The sequence below is a fragment of the Achromobacter sp. ACRQX genome (genome assembly GCF_022346505.1).
In the GTDB taxonomy this organism is placed as follows: Bacteria; Pseudomonadota; Gammaproteobacteria; order Burkholderiales; family Burkholderiaceae_B; genus Achromobacter; species Achromobacter animicus.
In genome coordinates this window covers 33,215-48,205 of sequence record NZ_JAKRML010000019.1, presented here as the reverse complement: position 1 = coordinate 48,205, position 14,991 = coordinate 33,215, and the positions used below count along the sequence as shown (strand labels likewise).

At 66.6% G+C, this 14,991-nt stretch carries 14 protein-coding genes; 2 read left to right on the top strand and 12 right to left on the bottom strand.

Annotated elements, in window-relative coordinates:
- The 4 genes from MHZ91_RS17525 to MHZ91_RS17510 all read right to left on the bottom strand — a co-directional run bounded on the left by MHZ91_RS17525 (nt 1) and on the right by MHZ91_RS17510 (nt 4,559).
- A complete protein-coding gene (locus MHZ91_RS17525; RefSeq protein WP_218342647.1) occupies nt 1–1,047 on the bottom strand; it encodes an ABC transporter ATP-binding protein in 1,047 nt (348 codons plus the stop codon).
- Nucleotides 1,048–1,050: 3 nt separating this feature from the next.
- Nucleotides 1,051–1,860, bottom strand: coding sequence for an ABC transporter permease (locus MHZ91_RS17520; protein WP_175122125.1), 810 nt, complete (start codon nt 1,858–1,860; stop codon nt 1,051–1,053).
- A 277-nt stretch (nt 1,861–2,137) separates the two neighbouring features.
- The gene (locus MHZ91_RS17515) at nt 2,138–3,232 is read right to left on the bottom strand and encodes a M14 family metallopeptidase (protein WP_239214923.1); all 1,095 of its coding nucleotides are present in this window, start codon (nt 3,230–3,232) and stop codon (nt 2,138–2,140) included.
- Nucleotide 3,233: 1 nt separating this feature from the next.
- Nucleotides 3,234–4,559, bottom strand: coding sequence for an MFS transporter (locus MHZ91_RS17510; RefSeq protein ID WP_175139505.1), 1,326 nt, complete (start codon nt 4,557–4,559; stop codon nt 3,234–3,236).
- Nucleotides 4,560–4,731: 172 nt separating this feature from the next.
- Here MHZ91_RS17510 and MHZ91_RS17505 point away from each other — a divergent pair, with 172 nt between their 5' ends.
- Together MHZ91_RS17505 and MHZ91_RS17500 are read left to right on the top strand one after the other, a co-directional pair.
- Entirely contained in the window at nt 4,732–5,634 is a 903-nt protein-coding gene (locus MHZ91_RS17505; protein ID WP_175122122.1) for a LysR substrate-binding domain-containing protein, read from the top strand.
- A 92-nt stretch (nt 5,635–5,726) separates the two neighbouring features.
- On the top strand, nt 5,727–6,434 hold the full coding sequence (locus MHZ91_RS17500; RefSeq protein ID WP_175122121.1) for a FadR/GntR family transcriptional regulator: 708 nt from the start codon (nt 5,727–5,729) through the stop codon (nt 6,432–6,434).
- Nucleotides 6,435–6,500: 66 nt separating this feature from the next.
- Here MHZ91_RS17500 and otnK read toward each other — a convergent pair whose 3' ends face one another.
- The 8 genes from otnK to MHZ91_RS17460 form a co-directional block, all read right to left on the bottom strand.
- Nucleotides 6,501–7,754, bottom strand: a complete 1,254-nt coding sequence (otnK, locus tag MHZ91_RS17495) for a 3-oxo-tetronate kinase (RefSeq protein WP_239214921.1) — start codon at nt 7,752–7,754, stop codon at nt 6,501–6,503.
- Nucleotides 7,751–8,659, bottom strand: a complete 909-nt coding sequence (gene ltnD / locus MHZ91_RS17490) for an L-threonate dehydrogenase (protein WP_239214919.1) — start codon at nt 8,657–8,659, stop codon at nt 7,751–7,753. The genes otnK and ltnD overlap by 4 nt, the downstream gene beginning before the upstream one ends.
- A 46-nt stretch (nt 8,660–8,705) precedes the next feature.
- The gene (gene denD, locus MHZ91_RS17485) at nt 8,706–9,677 is read right to left on the bottom strand and encodes a D-erythronate dehydrogenase (RefSeq protein WP_239214917.1); all 972 of its coding nucleotides are present in this window, start codon (nt 9,675–9,677) and stop codon (nt 8,706–8,708) included.
- 10 nt (nt 9,678–9,687) lie between these two features.
- Nucleotides 9,688–10,473, bottom strand: coding sequence for a 2-oxo-tetronate isomerase (gene otnI, locus MHZ91_RS17480; protein WP_239214891.1), 786 nt, complete (start codon nt 10,471–10,473; stop codon nt 9,688–9,690).
- 39 nt (nt 10,474–10,512) lie between these two features.
- On the bottom strand, nt 10,513–11,835 hold the full coding sequence (locus tag MHZ91_RS17475) for an MFS transporter (RefSeq protein WP_370633006.1): 1,323 nt from the start codon (nt 11,833–11,835) through the stop codon (nt 10,513–10,515).
- An 83-nt stretch (nt 11,836–11,918) separates the two neighbouring features.
- On the bottom strand, nt 11,919–12,557 hold the full coding sequence (locus MHZ91_RS17470) for an aldolase (RefSeq protein ID WP_239214864.1): 639 nt from the start codon (nt 12,555–12,557) through the stop codon (nt 11,919–11,921).
- Nucleotides 12,558–12,703: 146 nt separating this feature from the next.
- Nucleotides 12,704–13,855 carry a hypothetical protein gene (locus MHZ91_RS17465; protein ID WP_239214860.1) on the bottom strand — a complete coding sequence of 384 codons (1,152 nt, stop codon included), beginning with the start codon at nt 13,853–13,855 and terminating at the stop codon, nt 12,704–12,706.
- Nucleotides 13,852–14,991: a hypothetical protein gene (locus tag MHZ91_RS17460; protein WP_239214857.1), complete on the bottom strand. Its 1,140-nt coding sequence runs from the start codon at nt 14,989–14,991 to the stop codon at nt 13,852–13,854. Before MHZ91_RS17460 ends, MHZ91_RS17465 begins: the two co-directional genes overlap by 4 nt.

The window sequence follows — 14,991 nt, the reverse complement described above, 5'->3', positions numbered from 1 at the left end:
CTATTGCGTGAAGGCGACGCAGTCGTCGGGTTCGAAGCACGCATACACGCGCTCGCCGGCGGCGGGCGGCGCGGCGCGCGTGCCGGCATTGACGATCTGGCTGATCAGGCGGTCGCCGCCATCGAGCTGCACCCGCACCTCCAGCACCGATCCCAGGTACAACGACGATTCGATGACGCCGGGCAACGCATTGCCGCCAGACGGTTGCGCTTGCAGGCGTACACGTTCCGGCCGCACGCCCACATGCGTGGCATTGCCGCCGCCCGGCGCGGCGATGCGCTGGCCGGCCTTGGTTTCGAACTGGTCGTTGGCCTGGCCGCGTCCCGTGAAGACGTTCATCTTGCCCAAGAAGTCCGCCACGAACAGATTGGCCGGCCGCTCGTACAACGTGTCGGGCGCGCCCACCTGCTGCACGATGCCGTCGTGCATGATGGCCATGCGGTCGGCAATCGCCAGCGCTTCTTCCTGATCGTGGGTCACGAACACGGTGGTCAGGCCCAGGCGCCGTTGCAACGCGCGGATTTCCTCGCGCACTTCCAGGCGCAGCTTGGCGTCCAGATTCGACAACGGTTCGTCCAGCAGGAACACCTTGGGTTCGATCGCCAACGCCCGCGCAATCGCCACGCGCTGCTGCTGGCCGCCGGACAACTGGCGCGGATAGCGGTCGCGCAGTTCCGTCATGCGAACCATGTCCAGCACGCGCCGGATCTTTGCATCGCGATCAGCCTTGGGCACCTTGTGCATTTCCAGGCCGAACGCCACGTTCTCGGCCACCGTCATGTGCGGAAACAGCGCGTAGCGCTGGAACACCATGCCGGTGTCGCGCTTGTGCACCGGCAGCCGCGTGACGTCGGTTTCACCGATGCGGATGCGCCCTGCCGTGGGCGTGATGAAGCCGGCAATCATGCGCAGCGTGGTCGTCTTGCCGCAGCCGCTGGGTCCCAGAAAGGTGACCAGTTCGCCTTCGGCAATCTCCAGGGAAAAATCCGACACCGCGACCGCCGCGCCGAACTGCTTGCGGATGTTTTCGATTGAGACCTTCGCCATTTCTTACACCACCTGACTGAGTTTCACATAGCGGTCGGTCACAAGCATGATGATGCCCAACAGCAGGATTTGCACCGAGGCCACCGACGCGATCGTCGGGTCCAGGTTGAATTCGAGGTACTGCATGATCGCGATCGGCAGCGTGGTGCGCCCCGGGCCGACAAGCGACAGGGACAGCTCCAGGTTCTCGAATGACACGACAAAACTGAACAGCGCCGCGGCGACGATGGACGGCCGCAGCATCGGCAGTGTCACCCGCATGAAGGCCTTGGGCGCGCTTGCGCCCAGGTTGCGCGCGGCTTCCTCGATGGAGCCGTCCAGCCCGGCCATGCCCGCCGTCACAAGCCGCACGGTCCACGGGATGGTGAGGCACACGTGCGCAATGACCAGGCCGCCGAACGTGCCGACCAGATCCTGATCCAGCACGTTTTCAGCGCGCAGGTAAAAGAGATAGACGGCCACGCCCGCGACAATGCCGGGGATCAGCAGCGGCGACAGCAGCAGCGTGTTGACGCCCTTGCTGCCACTGAAGCGGTAACGCGCAATGGCCACCGCCGCCAGCACGCCCATCGTCACGCCGATGAACGCAGCCACCAGCGACACTTGCAGGCTGAAGATGAAGCCGTTGGCGAACGCGGGGTTTTCCCACGCCTTGACGTACCAGGAGAGCGTGTAGCCCGATGGCGGGAAATAGAGGATGGCGTCCTTGAAGAAGCTCAGCCAGACCACCAGCACGATGGGGCTGAGCATGAACGCATACATGAGAACCACGAAAACGCGGTGCAGCCACGTGGCCCACGGGATCACGCGCAATGGCTTTTCCCGCGAGGCTGCGACGGCTGAGTCCAAAGGAGGCGCACTATGCAAATCCGGTTCCTTTCAGCAACTGCCGGCTTGGTTTGAAACTCCTCCGAAGACTCTGCGGTCCCTACGGTTAACCAAAGCATATCGACGGGTTGCTGCACCGCTCAAGTAGGGATAACCCACGTCGCGCCAGAACTCGCGGGTTGTCCCTGCGGTAGCTCCGATGACGGCGCAACCCACTGCGGCGCAACGCCGCCGCAGGTGCTACCCGTAACCCGGCGCGCTGCTACCCGGCAGCCTGCAGGCCGCACACCGCTTGCAGCACCGCCACGCGGCTCTGGCCCAGCACCATGCCTTGCCAATCTTCCTGGCCGCAGTAAAACGCGTCGCGTGTGGCCTGCAGGATGTCCTGTTGCAAGGCATCGCTGGCGTCGGGATGCGCGCGCAGCCAATTGCGTCCCCGCAGCGCGTGCACCACCTCGTCCCAAGGCTTGGTGCCGAACTCCAGCGCCATCAATGTCGGTTCCGACGCGGGGCAGGCGTCGTAGATGAGACCCGCGAGATGGCCCGTGATGTCCACCGAGGCCGAGCTGCCTTGATACGGCACGGCGATATCGCTGCCCCACCACTGCCGGGCGCGCGCCACTTCCGTGTCGTCACGCCGGCCGGCGTAGATCTTCTCGCCGTGACCGCGCGGCCCCAGGCCCGTGTGCACGTCGATCCAGCCGATGTGCGCGTGGCGGCTGGCGTGGGTTCGCAGGATCTCGCGCAGCGTCAGTAGCGACGGCGAATGCCCCGCGCCGCCATAGAACAGGCCATCCGGATGCGTGTACTGGCCGCGCGACACCGCCTGCGTCGTGGCGGCCAGGCCGTGCGTTTCGATATGGCGGGCGATGGCCTGGCGGTTCTGCTCCGTGGGCGGCCATTCCTGCGGCAACAGCAGCTCGTGGATCTCGCCATAGCCCGGATTGGCCGGGAGCGCGCGGCCGTCGAAGGGCTGGGCATTGCGGTTCAGGTCGACGTTGCCTTCGTCCGTGCGCGCAATCCACGAGAAACCGTACGGGTTCACGGCGTGCACCAGCAGCAGCGCCACGCCCGCCTGCCGCGCGCGTTCCAGGATCGGCGCGTCATCCAGCAGCGCAAGCTGGCAACCTGATCCGCAGAAGCCCTCCACGCCGTGCGTGGCCGACGTCACGATCAGGAGCCGCTGCGCGTCGGCATCGCCGATCAGCGCCACGTCGGTGGCCAGCGGCTCGCCCTGGCTGCCCACGGCCGCGATGCCGTACGACGCAACCTGCGTAGCCAGCGGCGCGGCGGCCGCCAGGAAGCGTTCGCGCGCCTGGGCGTAGCTGCTGGAAAAGTAGCGGTCAACGGATTGCATGTCAGGGCTCCTGGCTGTCGATGTCATGGCCGGTACGGTCCTGAATCCAGAACAGCACCACGGTGGAAAGCGTCACGGTGACCATCAAGTACCACGCGGGCGCCATCGGATTGCCGGTCACGTGCAGCAGCCAGGTCACGAAGAATTGCGCAAAGCCGCCAAAGACCGAGATGCCCAGACCGTACACCACGGACATGCCCGTGGTGCGCACGGCCTTCGGAAACAGTTCGGGCAGCATCGTGATGACGGGCGCGGTCTGCAGCGCCAGCAGCACGGCCAGCAAGGCGATGACCGTCATCAGCCGCCCGGTGCTGGGCGCCGACACCAGCCATTGGAAGCACGGCAGCAGCACGCAGACCGTCACGGCGCGCGACCAGAAGATCACCCGCTTGCGCCCCACGCGGTCCGCCAGCATGCCGACGAACGGCGCCAGCGCGAAACCGATCGCGCCCAGCACGACACTGGCAAACAGCGTGGACGTGGCAGGCAGGCCGAGTTCCTTGGTGGCGTAAGCCGGCATGTAGAAGCCGATGATCTGCGCGCACACCATGCCGCCGATCACGAGCAGGATGCCCTTGACGATCGTGAGCTTGTGGTCGGCAAAGACGCGCCGCAGCGGCTGGTGGCCGGCGGCGGTGGTTCTGGCGCCGGCGGCAGGCGCGGGTTCCAGCGTTTCCTCCAGATTGCGGCGGATGTAGGCGCCCACCGGCACCGTCAGAATGCCGATCACGAACGGCACCCGCCAGCCCCAGGCCTGCATTTCTTCCTTAGTCAGCGCCGCCGTCAGGATCGCCACGGTCAGCGCGCCCAGCATCACGCCGAGCGACTGGCTGCCGAACTGCCAGCTCGAATAGAAGCCGCGCTTGCCGGGCGGCGCGTGTTCCACCAGCAGCGTGGTCGAGGCGCCGACCTCGCCGCCCGCCGCGAAGCCCTGGATCAGCCGCGCCAGCACCATCAGCACGGGCCCCAGCACGCCCATCTGCGCATGGGTCGGCGCCACGGCGATGAGCGCACAGCCCAGGCCCATCAGCCACAGCGTCAGCGTCATGGCCGCGCGGCGGCCGTGCCGGTCCGCGTACGAGCCGATCAGCATGCCGCCCACGGGCCGCATCAGAAAGCCCACGCCGAAGGTGGCGGTGGTCAGCAGCAACTGGCCGTAGCCGGATGCCGCGGGAAAGAAGAGCGGCCCGATGACCAGCATCAGGAACGTGAAGACGGTGAAGTCGAAGAACTCGAGCGCGTTGCCGATGGTGGTGCCGGCAATGACGCGGCGGCGCATCGACGGCGTGTACAACCCCGGGCCGCCTGCGGCGATGGCAATAGACATTGTTTTCCCCTTGATGTCCGGTGCGGGGCCGCCGGTCCGTGCGTCCGGATCGCTTTGCGCGCCCCACCGCCGTGAATATACGGATGGCGCACGATAAGCAAAAGACAGTATTTTTGTCGCGATGAGCACTTTTGCTTATAGCCCTGCCCGCCCAATCCGGAACGACTTGCCCATGAACCTGCGCCAACTCCGCGCCTTTGTGCTGATTGCCGAGCATCGCAGCATCCGTGCCGCGGCGCGGGCGCTCTTTGTCACCCAGCCCGCCGCCACCCGCAGCCTGCGGGAGCTGGAGCAGAGCGTGGGCGCGGAGCTGGTGCGCCGCAGCGTCAAGGGCGTGGAACTGACCACTTACGGGGAAGCGTTATACAAGCGCGCCGTGCTGATCCTGCAGGAAGCCCGCAAGGCGCAAGAGGAGATCGGCCAGATGCGCGACGGCGAAGGCGGAACGCTGAACCTGGCCATCAGTTCCGCGGCGCTGACGGTCCTGCCCGCCGCGCTGGCCGCGTTTCGCGCACGCATGCCGCGCGTCTCGGTGGCCTTCAACGAGGTCGCGCCGCCCTACAGCCACGAGCAGCTGGAATCCGGCCGCTACGACTTCCTGGTGCAGACCGAATACGACGGCGACATCGACGACGGGTTTGCGCGGACCACGCTGTTCACGCTGCCGCTGGCGGTGGGCGCGCGCGCGGGCCATCCGCTGCGCGGTGCGCGCACGCTGGCCGAGCTGCACGATGCGCTATGGCTGCTGCCGGGCAATATTCAAGCCCCCGCGAACCTGCTGCGGCTGGCGTTCGACGCCCATGGGTTGCCGCCCCCGCGCGACGTGATTCCCTGCCAGTCCATCGCGGTGGCGCTGGCTATCATTGCGGAGAGCGACGCGCTGGGCATCTTCGTGCGCAATCTTTTCGATCATCAGTTGCTGCCGCGCGGGTTACGCATGGTCCGTCTGGATCATCCGCTGCCCGCGGCGCGCGTGTCGGTCCTGACGCGTGCCGACTCGCCCCCAACACCGGCCGCGCAATGCTTCATGCATTGCCTCCTGGACGCGCAGGCAGCCCATGCCGACGGCACCTAAGCGAACCCGCCGATAGACCGGGTTACTATTGCCGATGGCCCCGCCGATGACGTCGAGACGGGCCTTTTTGTTTCTCCCCCCACTCCCCGTCCATGGCGTTTCCCCGACTTCCCGCTGTTCCCACCCTGACCGACACGGTCGCCAAACGTCTGCTCGCCGAGATCGACGAAGGACGCGTGCTGCCCGGTGAAAAGCTGCCCACGGAATCCGCGCTGGCCGAACAGTTTGGCGTCAGCCGCACGGTGATCCGCGAAGCCGTGTCGCGGCTGCGCCAGGATGGCGTGGTTGAAGCGCGGCAAGGCAGCGGCGTCTTCGTCACCGGGCACTCTGGCAACCGGGCGCTGCGGATCGACGCGGCCGAGCTCTCGTCGCTGGAGGCCGTGCTGCATATCGTGGATCTGCGCCGCGCCCTGGAAACCGAAGTGGCGGCGCAAGCCGCCGCCAGCCGCAAGAAGCAGGACATGGTGGAGATCGACGCGGCGCTGGCTGCGATCTCGCAGGCCGTGGACAACGGCGGAGATGGCGTGAAGGAAGATGTGGCCTTTCACCGCAGCATTGCGCGCGCCACCGGCAACCCGTACTTTCTGACCACCCTTGCGTTCGTCAGCCAGTTCCTGGAAGCCGCCACACGCGTCACCCGCGGCAACGAGGCGCGCCATGCAAATCTGATGCGCGACGTATTGCAGGAACACATCGCCATCGTCGAAGCCATCCGGCGCAAGGATGTGGACGGCGCCCGGGAAGCCGCCCGCATTCACATGGTCAATGCCGCCAAGCGGTTGAGCCAGGCGCACCGCTGAGCCGGACTGAAGCGCTATATCGGACTGCACCGCCCCGGACTGCACCGCCCCGGCCTGCACAGGCCGCTAGCGAAACGCCTTCGTGAAAAAATCCCGGCTGCCGAAGTTGCCGGACTTCAGCGCGATGCTGATGTCGGCCTGCGCCACCGGCGCATAACCGGCGCACCACGGCACGCCCGGATCGATCTGGTCGCCGATCGTGATCTGCTCCAGGCCCAGCGCCTGCACCACCGCGCCCGAGGTCTCGCCGCCGGCCACGATCAATTGCCGCACACCGCGCTCCACCAATCCGGCTGCGATGCGCGCGATTGCCGCTTCGATCATGGCGCCCGCCTGGCTCGCGCCGAGCGCGCCCTGGGTTTGCCTGACGGCGTCAGGCTGCGCCGTGGAATAGATGAGCACCGGGCCGTCCTGCATGCGCGGCTCGGCCCAGGCCAGCGCCTGCCCCGCCACGTCCTCGCCGGCGGCCAGCTTCATGGGATCCAGCGCCAGCGCGGGCCGGCCGCTTTCAATGAAGGCCGCCACCTGCGCGTTCGTCGCGGCGGAGCAACTGCCCGCCACGACGGCCTGCAAGCCTTGTGCGCGCACCACGCCGGCGGAACCCGTGGCCGACAGCCCCCAGTTGCCGGGCAATCCGATGGCCACACCGGAACCGGCCGTCACCAGCGGCATGCCGTGCAGCGCCGGGCCCAGTGCCAGCAGGTCGTCGTTGGATACGGCGTCGACGATGGCGATCTCGATGCCCTGCGACATCAATTCCTGGATGCGTTCACGAATGGCGGCGGTGCCGCGCGCGACCACGCTGTAATCGATCAAGCCCACCTTGCGCGACGTTTGCGCCGCCAGCACCCGCACGAGGTTGGGGTCGGTCATCGGCGTGAGCGGGTGATGCTGCATGCCGGATTCGTTGAGCAGCACGTCGCCCGCGAACAGATAGCCCTTGAACACGGTGCGCTTGTTGTCGGGAAACGCCGGCGTCGCGATGGTGAAAGCGGTATCCAGGTTCGTCATCAGCGCATCTGTGACCGGCCCGATATTGCCCTGCGGTGTGCTGTCGAACGTGGAGCAGTACTTGAAGTAGATCTGTTCGGCCCCTTGCGCACGCAGCCACTGCAGCGCTGCGAGCGATTGCGCGATGGCCTCGTCGGGCGGCAGCGTGCGGGTCTTCAACGCGACCACCACAGCGTCCGCGTCGTCCCGCAGCGGCTCGCCCGGCGTACCGATGGTCTGCACCGTGCGCATGCCCGCGCGGACCAGATTGTTCGCCAGATCGGTGGCGCCCGTGAAATCGTCGGCGATGCAGCCCAGCTTGATCGTCATTTGGCCTCCGGTAGGGAAATGCCCGGGAAAATCTTGATCACCGCGCTGTCGTCTTCCCGGCCATGGCCGGCCGACGACGCCTGCATGAACATCTGGTGCGCGGTGGATGCCAGCGGCAGCGGGAACCGGGTATGTCTTGCGGTATCCAGCACCAGCCCCAGGTCCTTCACGAAGATGTCCACTGCGGACAACGGCGTGTAGTCGCCCGCCAGCACGTGGGGCATGCGGTTCTCGAACATCCAGCTGTTGCCCGCGCTGTGCGTGATGACCTCATACAACGCATCGGCGTCCACGCCTTCGCGCAGGCCCAGGGCCATGGCCTCGGCGGCGGCCGCGATGTGCACGCCGGCCAGCAACTGGTTGATGATCTTGACCTTGCTTCCCGCGCCCGCGCGGTCGCCCAGCCGATAGACCTTTCCCGCCATCGACTCCAGCACTGACCCGCAAGCCTCGTAGGCGGCCGCGCTGCCGGCGGTCATCATGGTCATCTGGCCGGCAGCCGCCTTGGCCGCGCCGCCGGAGATGGGCGCGTCCAGATACAGGATGCTCTGCTCGGCCAGGCGCCCTTCCAATGCCACGGACCAGTTGGGGTCCACGGTAGAGCACATGACGAATACCGATCCGGGCCGCAGCGCGGCGGCAAGGCCGTCGTCGCCAAACAGCACCGACTCGGTCTGCTGCGCGTTGACGACCACGCTGACCACGATCTCGCAGGCCTGCGCCACGTCCGCCAGGCTGGCGCAGGCCACGCCGCCCTGCGCCGCGAAGGCCGCCGCGGCGTCGGCGCGGATGTCGTAAACGTGGACCGCGTGCCCGGCGCGGCGCAGGCTCTGGGCAATGCCCGCGCCCATCGCGCCCAGGCCGATGACGCCAACGCGGCGCGGTGTTTCTGTGGAATTGCTCATATCGTTCGTTGTCCGGGAGCGGGATGCAAAAGGGAAAGGCGGCGACTCAACGCTTCAGGTCGTCGGCCATGTAGGCGCGGACGATGTCGGCAAAACTGCCATCGCCCGTCAGGCCCAGACGGGTGGCGCGCGACGTGTCCCAACGCCCCGGCCAACTGCCGACGATGCGCTCGACACGCGCGTCCGCCTGCCAGCTGATGCGGTCGGCAACCTCGTCGCCCGCGACCTCGCGCAAGGCCTGCGCCATCTCGGCCGCCGTGACTGACACGCCAGGCAGGTTGATCGGCGTCCGGTCCGCCATCGCGTCGGCATCCAGCTCGCAGCCCGCGATCAAGGCAGCGATCGCGCCACGCGGCGACAGCAGCCACAGCCGCGTGTCCGCGCCAACCGGGCACACGGCTGGTTCGCCGTTCAGGGGTTCGCGGATGATGCCGCTGGCGAACGACGACGCCGCGGCGTTCGGGCGGCCGGGACGCACGCTGATGGTCGGCAGGCGCAGCACACGGCCATCGACGAACCCGCGCCGCGTGTAGTCGGCCAGCAGCAGTTCGGCGATGGCCTTCTGCGTGCCGTAGGACGACTGAGGATTGAGCGCGGTGTCGTCTCGCACCGTGTCGGGCAGATTGCCGCCATACACCGCCACGGAGCTGGTGAAAATGACGCGCGGCTTGTGGCCCAGCGCGCGGCAGGTTTCCAGCAACGCGCGCGAGGCGTCCAGATTGATGCGCATGCCCAGATCGAAGTCCGCCTCCGCCTGTCCGCTGACAATGGCGGCCAGATGAAAAATGGCGCGCGTCTCGGTATCGATGGCTTGCCGCAGCACCGCCGGGTCGGCAATGTCGCCTTCCAGCGACCGTACGCGCGGGTCCTGCAGATCCGCCTTCACGACGTCCAGCAGATCGATTTGCGTAATGGTCTGGGACTTGCCGCCTTCCAGCGACAGCGTGCCGCGCTCGAGCAGTTTGTGCGCCAGCCGCTGACCCAGGAATCCGGCGCCGCCGGTGATCAGTATCTTCATGATGGGATGCTCAACGATGGGTGAGATAGGGTTGGGCCCAGCCCAGGCCTTCGGACGTTCCGGCGCGCGGGCGATATTCGCAGCCGATCCAGCCTTGATAGCCCAACGCGTCGATACGCTGGAACAGGTAGGGGTAGTTCAGTTCGCCCAGATCGGGTTCGTGACGGTCTGGCACGCCCGCAATCTGGATGTGGCCAACGCCGGCCATATCGCGTTCGAGCTTCACGGCGATGTCGCCTTCGACGATCTGGCAGTGGTAGATGTCGAACTGCACCTTCAGGTTGTCCGCGCCCACGTCATGACGAATGGCCTGCGCGTCGTCCTGCCGGTTCAGGAAAAAGCCGGGAATATCGCGCGTGTTGATGGGTTCGATCACCACGGTCACGCCAGCAGTGGCGGCCGTGCGCGCGGCAAGCGCCAGGTTCCTGACGAAGACATCCCGGTGCGCCGCGCGGTCCTGGCCGGGACGGATCAGGCCTGCCATCACGTGCAGATGGCGGTTGCCCAGCACCGCGGCGTATTCCAGCGCCTGGTCCAGTCCGCGCTTGAACTCGTCTTCGCGTCCAGGCAGCGATGCGATGCCGCGCTCCCCCGCCGCCCAGTCACCCGGCGGCGCATTGAACAGGGCCTGCGTCAGGCCGTGCGCATCCAGGCGCGATCGGATCTCGGCCGCCGTGAAATCGTAGGGAAACAGGAATTCCACCCCCGTGAACCCGTCATGCGCCGCGGCGGCGAAGCGCTCCAGGAAGGGATGTTCCGTGTACATCATGCTGAGGTTTGCGGCCAGGCGCGGCATGTCGGTTCCTTTGATGCTGAGGTGATTGCGGACGCCGCGCTAGCGGTTGACCAGCTTGGCCGGCGTGAACCAGACCGCGATGGCGCCAATGACCAGCACGCCCGCCAGCACGTACATGCCGGACGCAGTGGAACTGGTCAGGTCCTTCAGGTAGCCGATCATGTAGGGGCTGGCAAAGCCGGCCAGGTTGCCCACGGAGTTGACGATGGCGATGCCGGCGGCGGCGGCCGTGCCGGACAGGAACGCGGTCGGCAGCGACCAGAACAGCGGTGCGCAGGTCAGCACGCCCGCGGCCGCCATGGACAGGAACACCAGCGACACCACGGTGTTGTCGGCGAAAGAAGCCGCCGCCGAGAAGCCTACGGCGCCCGCCAGCGCCGGCACGATCAGGTGCCAGCGGCGCTCGCGCCGGCGGTCCGCGGAATGGCCCAGCAGATTCATCACGACGATGGCGCACAGGAAGGGGATGGCGCTGAGCAGGCCGATGTTGAACGCCCCAGTCACGCCCGTGGACTTGATCAGCGTGGGCATCCAGAACGTCAAGCCATACTGGCCGGCGACGAAGGCAAAGTAGATCAGGCACATCCACCACACGCGCTTGTCGGCGAACACCGCGCGCAGCGAATGCTTCTGCGTGCCTGTCTCCTTCTGGTCCTGTTCGATCTCGCGCGTCAGCAGCTTCTTTTCGTCGTCGCTCAGCCATTTGGCGCTGGCGATGCCATTGTCCAGATACATCACCGTGACCACGCCGATCACCAGCGCCGGCACGGCCTCGATCAGGAACATCCATTGCCAGCCCTGCAAGCCGTGCATGCCATGGAAGGCCTCCATGATCCAGCCGGACAGCGGATTGCCGAAGATGCCCGCCACGGGAATGGCCGACATGAACAGCGCGATGATCTTTGCGCGGCGGTGGGCCGGGTACCAGTAGGTCAGGTACAGGATCACGCCGGGATAGAACCCGGCTTCGGCCAGCCCCAACAGGAAGCGCAGGATGTAGAAACCCGTCGGGGTTTCGACGAACATGAACATGCCCGACAGAATGCCCCAGGTGATCATGATGCGCGCGATCCAGATGCGCGCCCCCAGCCGGTGCATCAGCAGATTGCTGGGCACTTCGAACAGGAAGTAGCCAATGAAGAAGACACCGGCGCCCAGGCCAAAGACGGTTTCACTGAAGCCCAGGTCCTGCGACATCTGCAGCTTGGCGAAGCCGACGTTGACGCGGTCCAGGTAGGCGATGACATAGCAAAGCATCAGGAACGGCACCAGCCGCCAGAACACCTTGGCATACGCGCGAGCGGTTTCGCGGGACTCGGGCGGCGACGAAGCCGCAGGCGCGGCGTGGGACGCCAGTTCCATCGGGGGCATTACCAGTCTCCATCAAGAATGCGCCGCCTTGATCCGCGCTGTCGCGGCCGGCAGGCTTTGTACGAAAAAGCGGATCAGTAGCGGGCGCCGAACGTGGCGCGCAGGGTCTCGATGGCCTCGTCCGTCAGCGGCTCGGGACGCGGCTGAGTCATCAGCCACAGGCGGGCGGTTTCTTCCAGTTCCTCGAGCGCAAATGACGCGTGGGGCACCGACTTTTCCCAGACCACCGGGCCCAGCCGCTCGAACAAGGCGCCGCGCACCTGCCCCGCCACGGCGGCGACTTCGGCTGCCGCCTGCGGGTCGCCCGGACGGCGATAGCCGATCAACGGGATGCGACCCACCTTCATGACTTGATAGGGCGTGATCGGCGGCAATACCTCGTCCGGACGCCACACGCCCGCGAGCGTCAGCGCGACCAGATGGGTGGAGTGCGTATGCACGATGCCGCGGGAATCCGGGCTGGCGCGGTAGATGCCCTGATGCAGCAGCAAGGTCTTGGACGGCTTGCCGCCGGCGACCCAGTTGCCGTCCAGATCGACCTTGGAAAGCTCGGCAGGATCCAGCCGGCCCAGGCAGGCGTCGGTGGGGGTAATGAGCCATCCGTCGTCCAGCCGGGCGCTGATGTTTCCGGCCGCGCCGACGGTATAGCCACGCGCATAGAGGCTTGCGCCGATGGTACAGATTTCTTCGCGGATGCGGGCTTCTTCAGTCATGGAATGTCCCCGGGCGGCAGGGACGGGCAACGAACAGCAGACGCGGCGAAGCAGGCATGACGACGATGTCTCTTGAATAGAAGTTATCGGGTCATCATACAAATTTTGGCGATGAGCGGGTATGGGGTAAACCCGCGCACCGCCGATTACGCTTGCGCGCGATCAACGCCCGCCGCGGTCGGCGCGGCAGTGTTCATCCAGGCCGTCAAGGCCATCGCCATCAGCGCCAGCAACGATGGATACAGCATGCTCAAGTTGCGCGCCTCGCCCTCGGCGGCGAACAGCAGAAAGAGCGGCACATTGACCGCCAGCGCCATCAGCACGTGCAACCGGAACGGCGCGGGCAGCAGGCGCCAGCCGGTGACGGCCACGCCCGCGATCATCAACACCATCACGGCGCTCAGCCCTTTGGGCAGCGCGACGCCGTAGGTGCTTTCGGTGCGGAACCAGTTGCCGGGGTCCAGGAAGTAGAAGAAATTCGCGCCCGGCTGGAAACTCACCGCACCGCCCGGGTTGCCCGCGTAGCGCACGCGCAGCGCCAGATACACGCAGCCGCAGACGAACACCAGCCCCGCAACGACGGTTGCAGCCTTGAGGCGCGGCAGGCTGAGCCGAAGAATGGGATACAGCGTGACGACATAGAAGAAGAACGCCTCCTTGTTCCAGGTGGCCATTGCGGCAACAACGGCCAGCAGGCCCAGCCGCCCTGCCGCGCGCACGGGGCGTTCGACCGGGATGCGCCAGGCAAGCAGAATCGCGCATGCCATGAACAGCACTTCGAAGAAGTCGTAGAAGAAGCCGCCTTCGGTCAGAAAGAACGGCAGCAGCAACGCAATGACGAGCGGCGCCGCGGTGGCGGCGGTTGCGCTGGCGCCCGCCCGCAGGCACACCGACCGCATGGCGAACAGCGAGCCGAGCAGCGCCAGGAAGGTCAGGTAATAGACGATGTGATAGCGCAGCGTCACAGGCGCCTGCATCGCTTCCGACGCGGGAAAACGCATGGCCAGTCCTGACCGGCTGTTCACGCGGCGCGGGTCGGTCAGCCGCTCGGACAGGCGCTCGACGGTCGCGGCCGGCATCAGGTCTTGAATGCCATTGGCGATGGCCGGCGCGAACTGGCGGTACACGTAAGGCCGGTACGCGGTGCCGTCGACCATGGACGCCAGCGAATGCGGGCCGTGCCCGTCGTTCAGGCGCCACTTGGTATAGAAACCATTGAAGGCCGCCGCAGCGACCATGACATAGAGCATCGCCAACAGGAATCGGCGGTAGCCCACGCTATTGAAAAAACGGATCATCGGACTTCCAGGGAGACGGCCGGTTGGGGCGCGGTCTGCGGCCCCAGCCACTTTGCCAGCGCCAGCGCCAGCAGGCACAGCAGCGCCGGATACAGCATGCTCAGATTGCGCATTTCGCCGGGCGAACAAAACAACAGGAACAGCGGCACGTTGATGGCCAGCGCCAGCTTCGCGTGCCCGCGCAGGGCATCTGGCAGCCGCGGCCAGCCATTGATGGCGATGCCCGCGAACGCCAGGATGCTGAAGAGACTGAAGCCGCGCGGCAGCAGAACGCCATAGGTGTTCTCGGTAAGCAGCCAGTTACGGGGGTCAACGTAGTAGCGCAGGTTGTCCCACAGCTGGAAATCCACGGTGGAGCCGGGATTGCCCGCGTAACGCATGCGCAGCGCCAGATAGACGCAGCCGCTCACCAGCAGCAGCACCGTCACGACGCCCGCCGCCGGCAGGCGCGGCAGGTTGCGCCGCAAGAGCGGGTACAGGGCGGGCGTGAAAAAGAAGAAGGCTTCCTTGTTCCACGTCGCCAGCCCCGCCAGCGCCGCCAGCGCGCAAAGCCGGACCGGCGTCTGGCGCGACGCGCCCAGCGCCAGCAGCACGGCGCTCATGATGAACAGCAGTTCGACGAAATCGTAGAAGTAGCCGCCCTCGGTCAAAAAGAACGGCACCATCATCGCCAGGACCGCAGGCGCTGCCGTCGCGGCCACCGCACCCGCCCCCGCCTGCTGCGCCACGCGGCGCATGACGAACAGCGAAGCCAACAGCGCGGCAAACGTCAGGTAGTAGACGAGGTGGTAGCGCAAGGTGACCGCCGGCAGCAGGGCCTCGGACGCCGGATAGCGCATCGCCAGACCCGAACGGCTGTTCACGCGCCGAGGTTCGGCCAGACGCTCGGACAGGCGCGCCACGGTGGCCGGCGGCAGCAACGCCTGGATGCCGTTGGCCAGCGCGGGCACGAACTGCCGATACACATACGGACGGTGGGCCGTGCCCTCGACCATCTGCGACAGCCCGAGCGCCGCATGGCCGTCGTTGAGCCGCCACTTGGTGTAGAACCCGTTCATCACGGCGGCCGCCACGACGACGTAGGCGCAGCACAGCAGGAACCCGCGATACCACGCGCTTTGAAACAGGCGTTGCAT

Excerpts from the sequence above, each read along its gene's own strand:
- MHZ91_RS17525 (WP_218342647.1), bottom strand. The coding sequence starts at position 1,047 with ATGGCGAAGGTCTCAATCGAAAACATCCGCAAGCAGTTCGGCGCGGCG.
- MHZ91_RS17515 (WP_239214923.1), bottom strand. The coding sequence starts at position 3,232 with ATGCAATCCGTTGACCGCTACTTTTCCAGCAGCTACGCCCAGGCGCGC.
- MHZ91_RS17510 (WP_175139505.1), bottom strand. The coding sequence starts at position 4,559 with ATGTCTATTGCCATCGCCGCAGGCGGCCCGGGGTTGTACACGCCGTCG.
- MHZ91_RS17505 (WP_175122122.1), top strand. The coding sequence starts at position 4,732 with ATGAACCTGCGCCAACTCCGCGCCTTTGTGCTGATTGCCGAGCATCGC.
- MHZ91_RS17500 (WP_175122121.1), top strand. The coding sequence starts at position 5,727 with ATGGCGTTTCCCCGACTTCCCGCTGTTCCCACCCTGACCGACACGGTC.
- otnK (WP_239214921.1), bottom strand. The coding sequence starts at position 7,754 with ATGACGATCAAGCTGGGCTGCATCGCCGACGATTTCACGGGCGCCACC.
- ltnD (WP_239214919.1), bottom strand. The coding sequence starts at position 8,659 with ATGAGCAATTCCACAGAAACACCGCGCCGCGTTGGCGTCATCGGCCTG.
- denD (WP_239214917.1), bottom strand. The coding sequence starts at position 9,677 with ATGAAGATACTGATCACCGGCGGCGCCGGATTCCTGGGTCAGCGGCTG.
- otnI (WP_239214891.1), bottom strand. The coding sequence starts at position 10,473 with ATGCCGCGCCTGGCCGCAAACCTCAGCATGATGTACACGGAACATCCC.
- MHZ91_RS17475 (WP_370633006.1), bottom strand. The coding sequence starts at position 11,835 with ATGGAACTGGCGTCCCACGCCGCGCCTGCGGCTTCGTCGCCGCCCGAG.
- MHZ91_RS17470 (WP_239214864.1), bottom strand. The coding sequence starts at position 12,557 with ATGACTGAAGAAGCCCGCATCCGCGAAGAAATCTGTACCATCGGCGCA.
- MHZ91_RS17465 (WP_239214860.1), bottom strand. The coding sequence starts at position 13,855 with ATGATCCGTTTTTTCAATAGCGTGGGCTACCGCCGATTCCTGTTGGCG.
- MHZ91_RS17460 (WP_239214857.1), bottom strand. The coding sequence starts at position 14,991 with ATGCAACGCCTGTTTCAAAGCGCGTGGTATCGCGGGTTCCTGCTGTGC.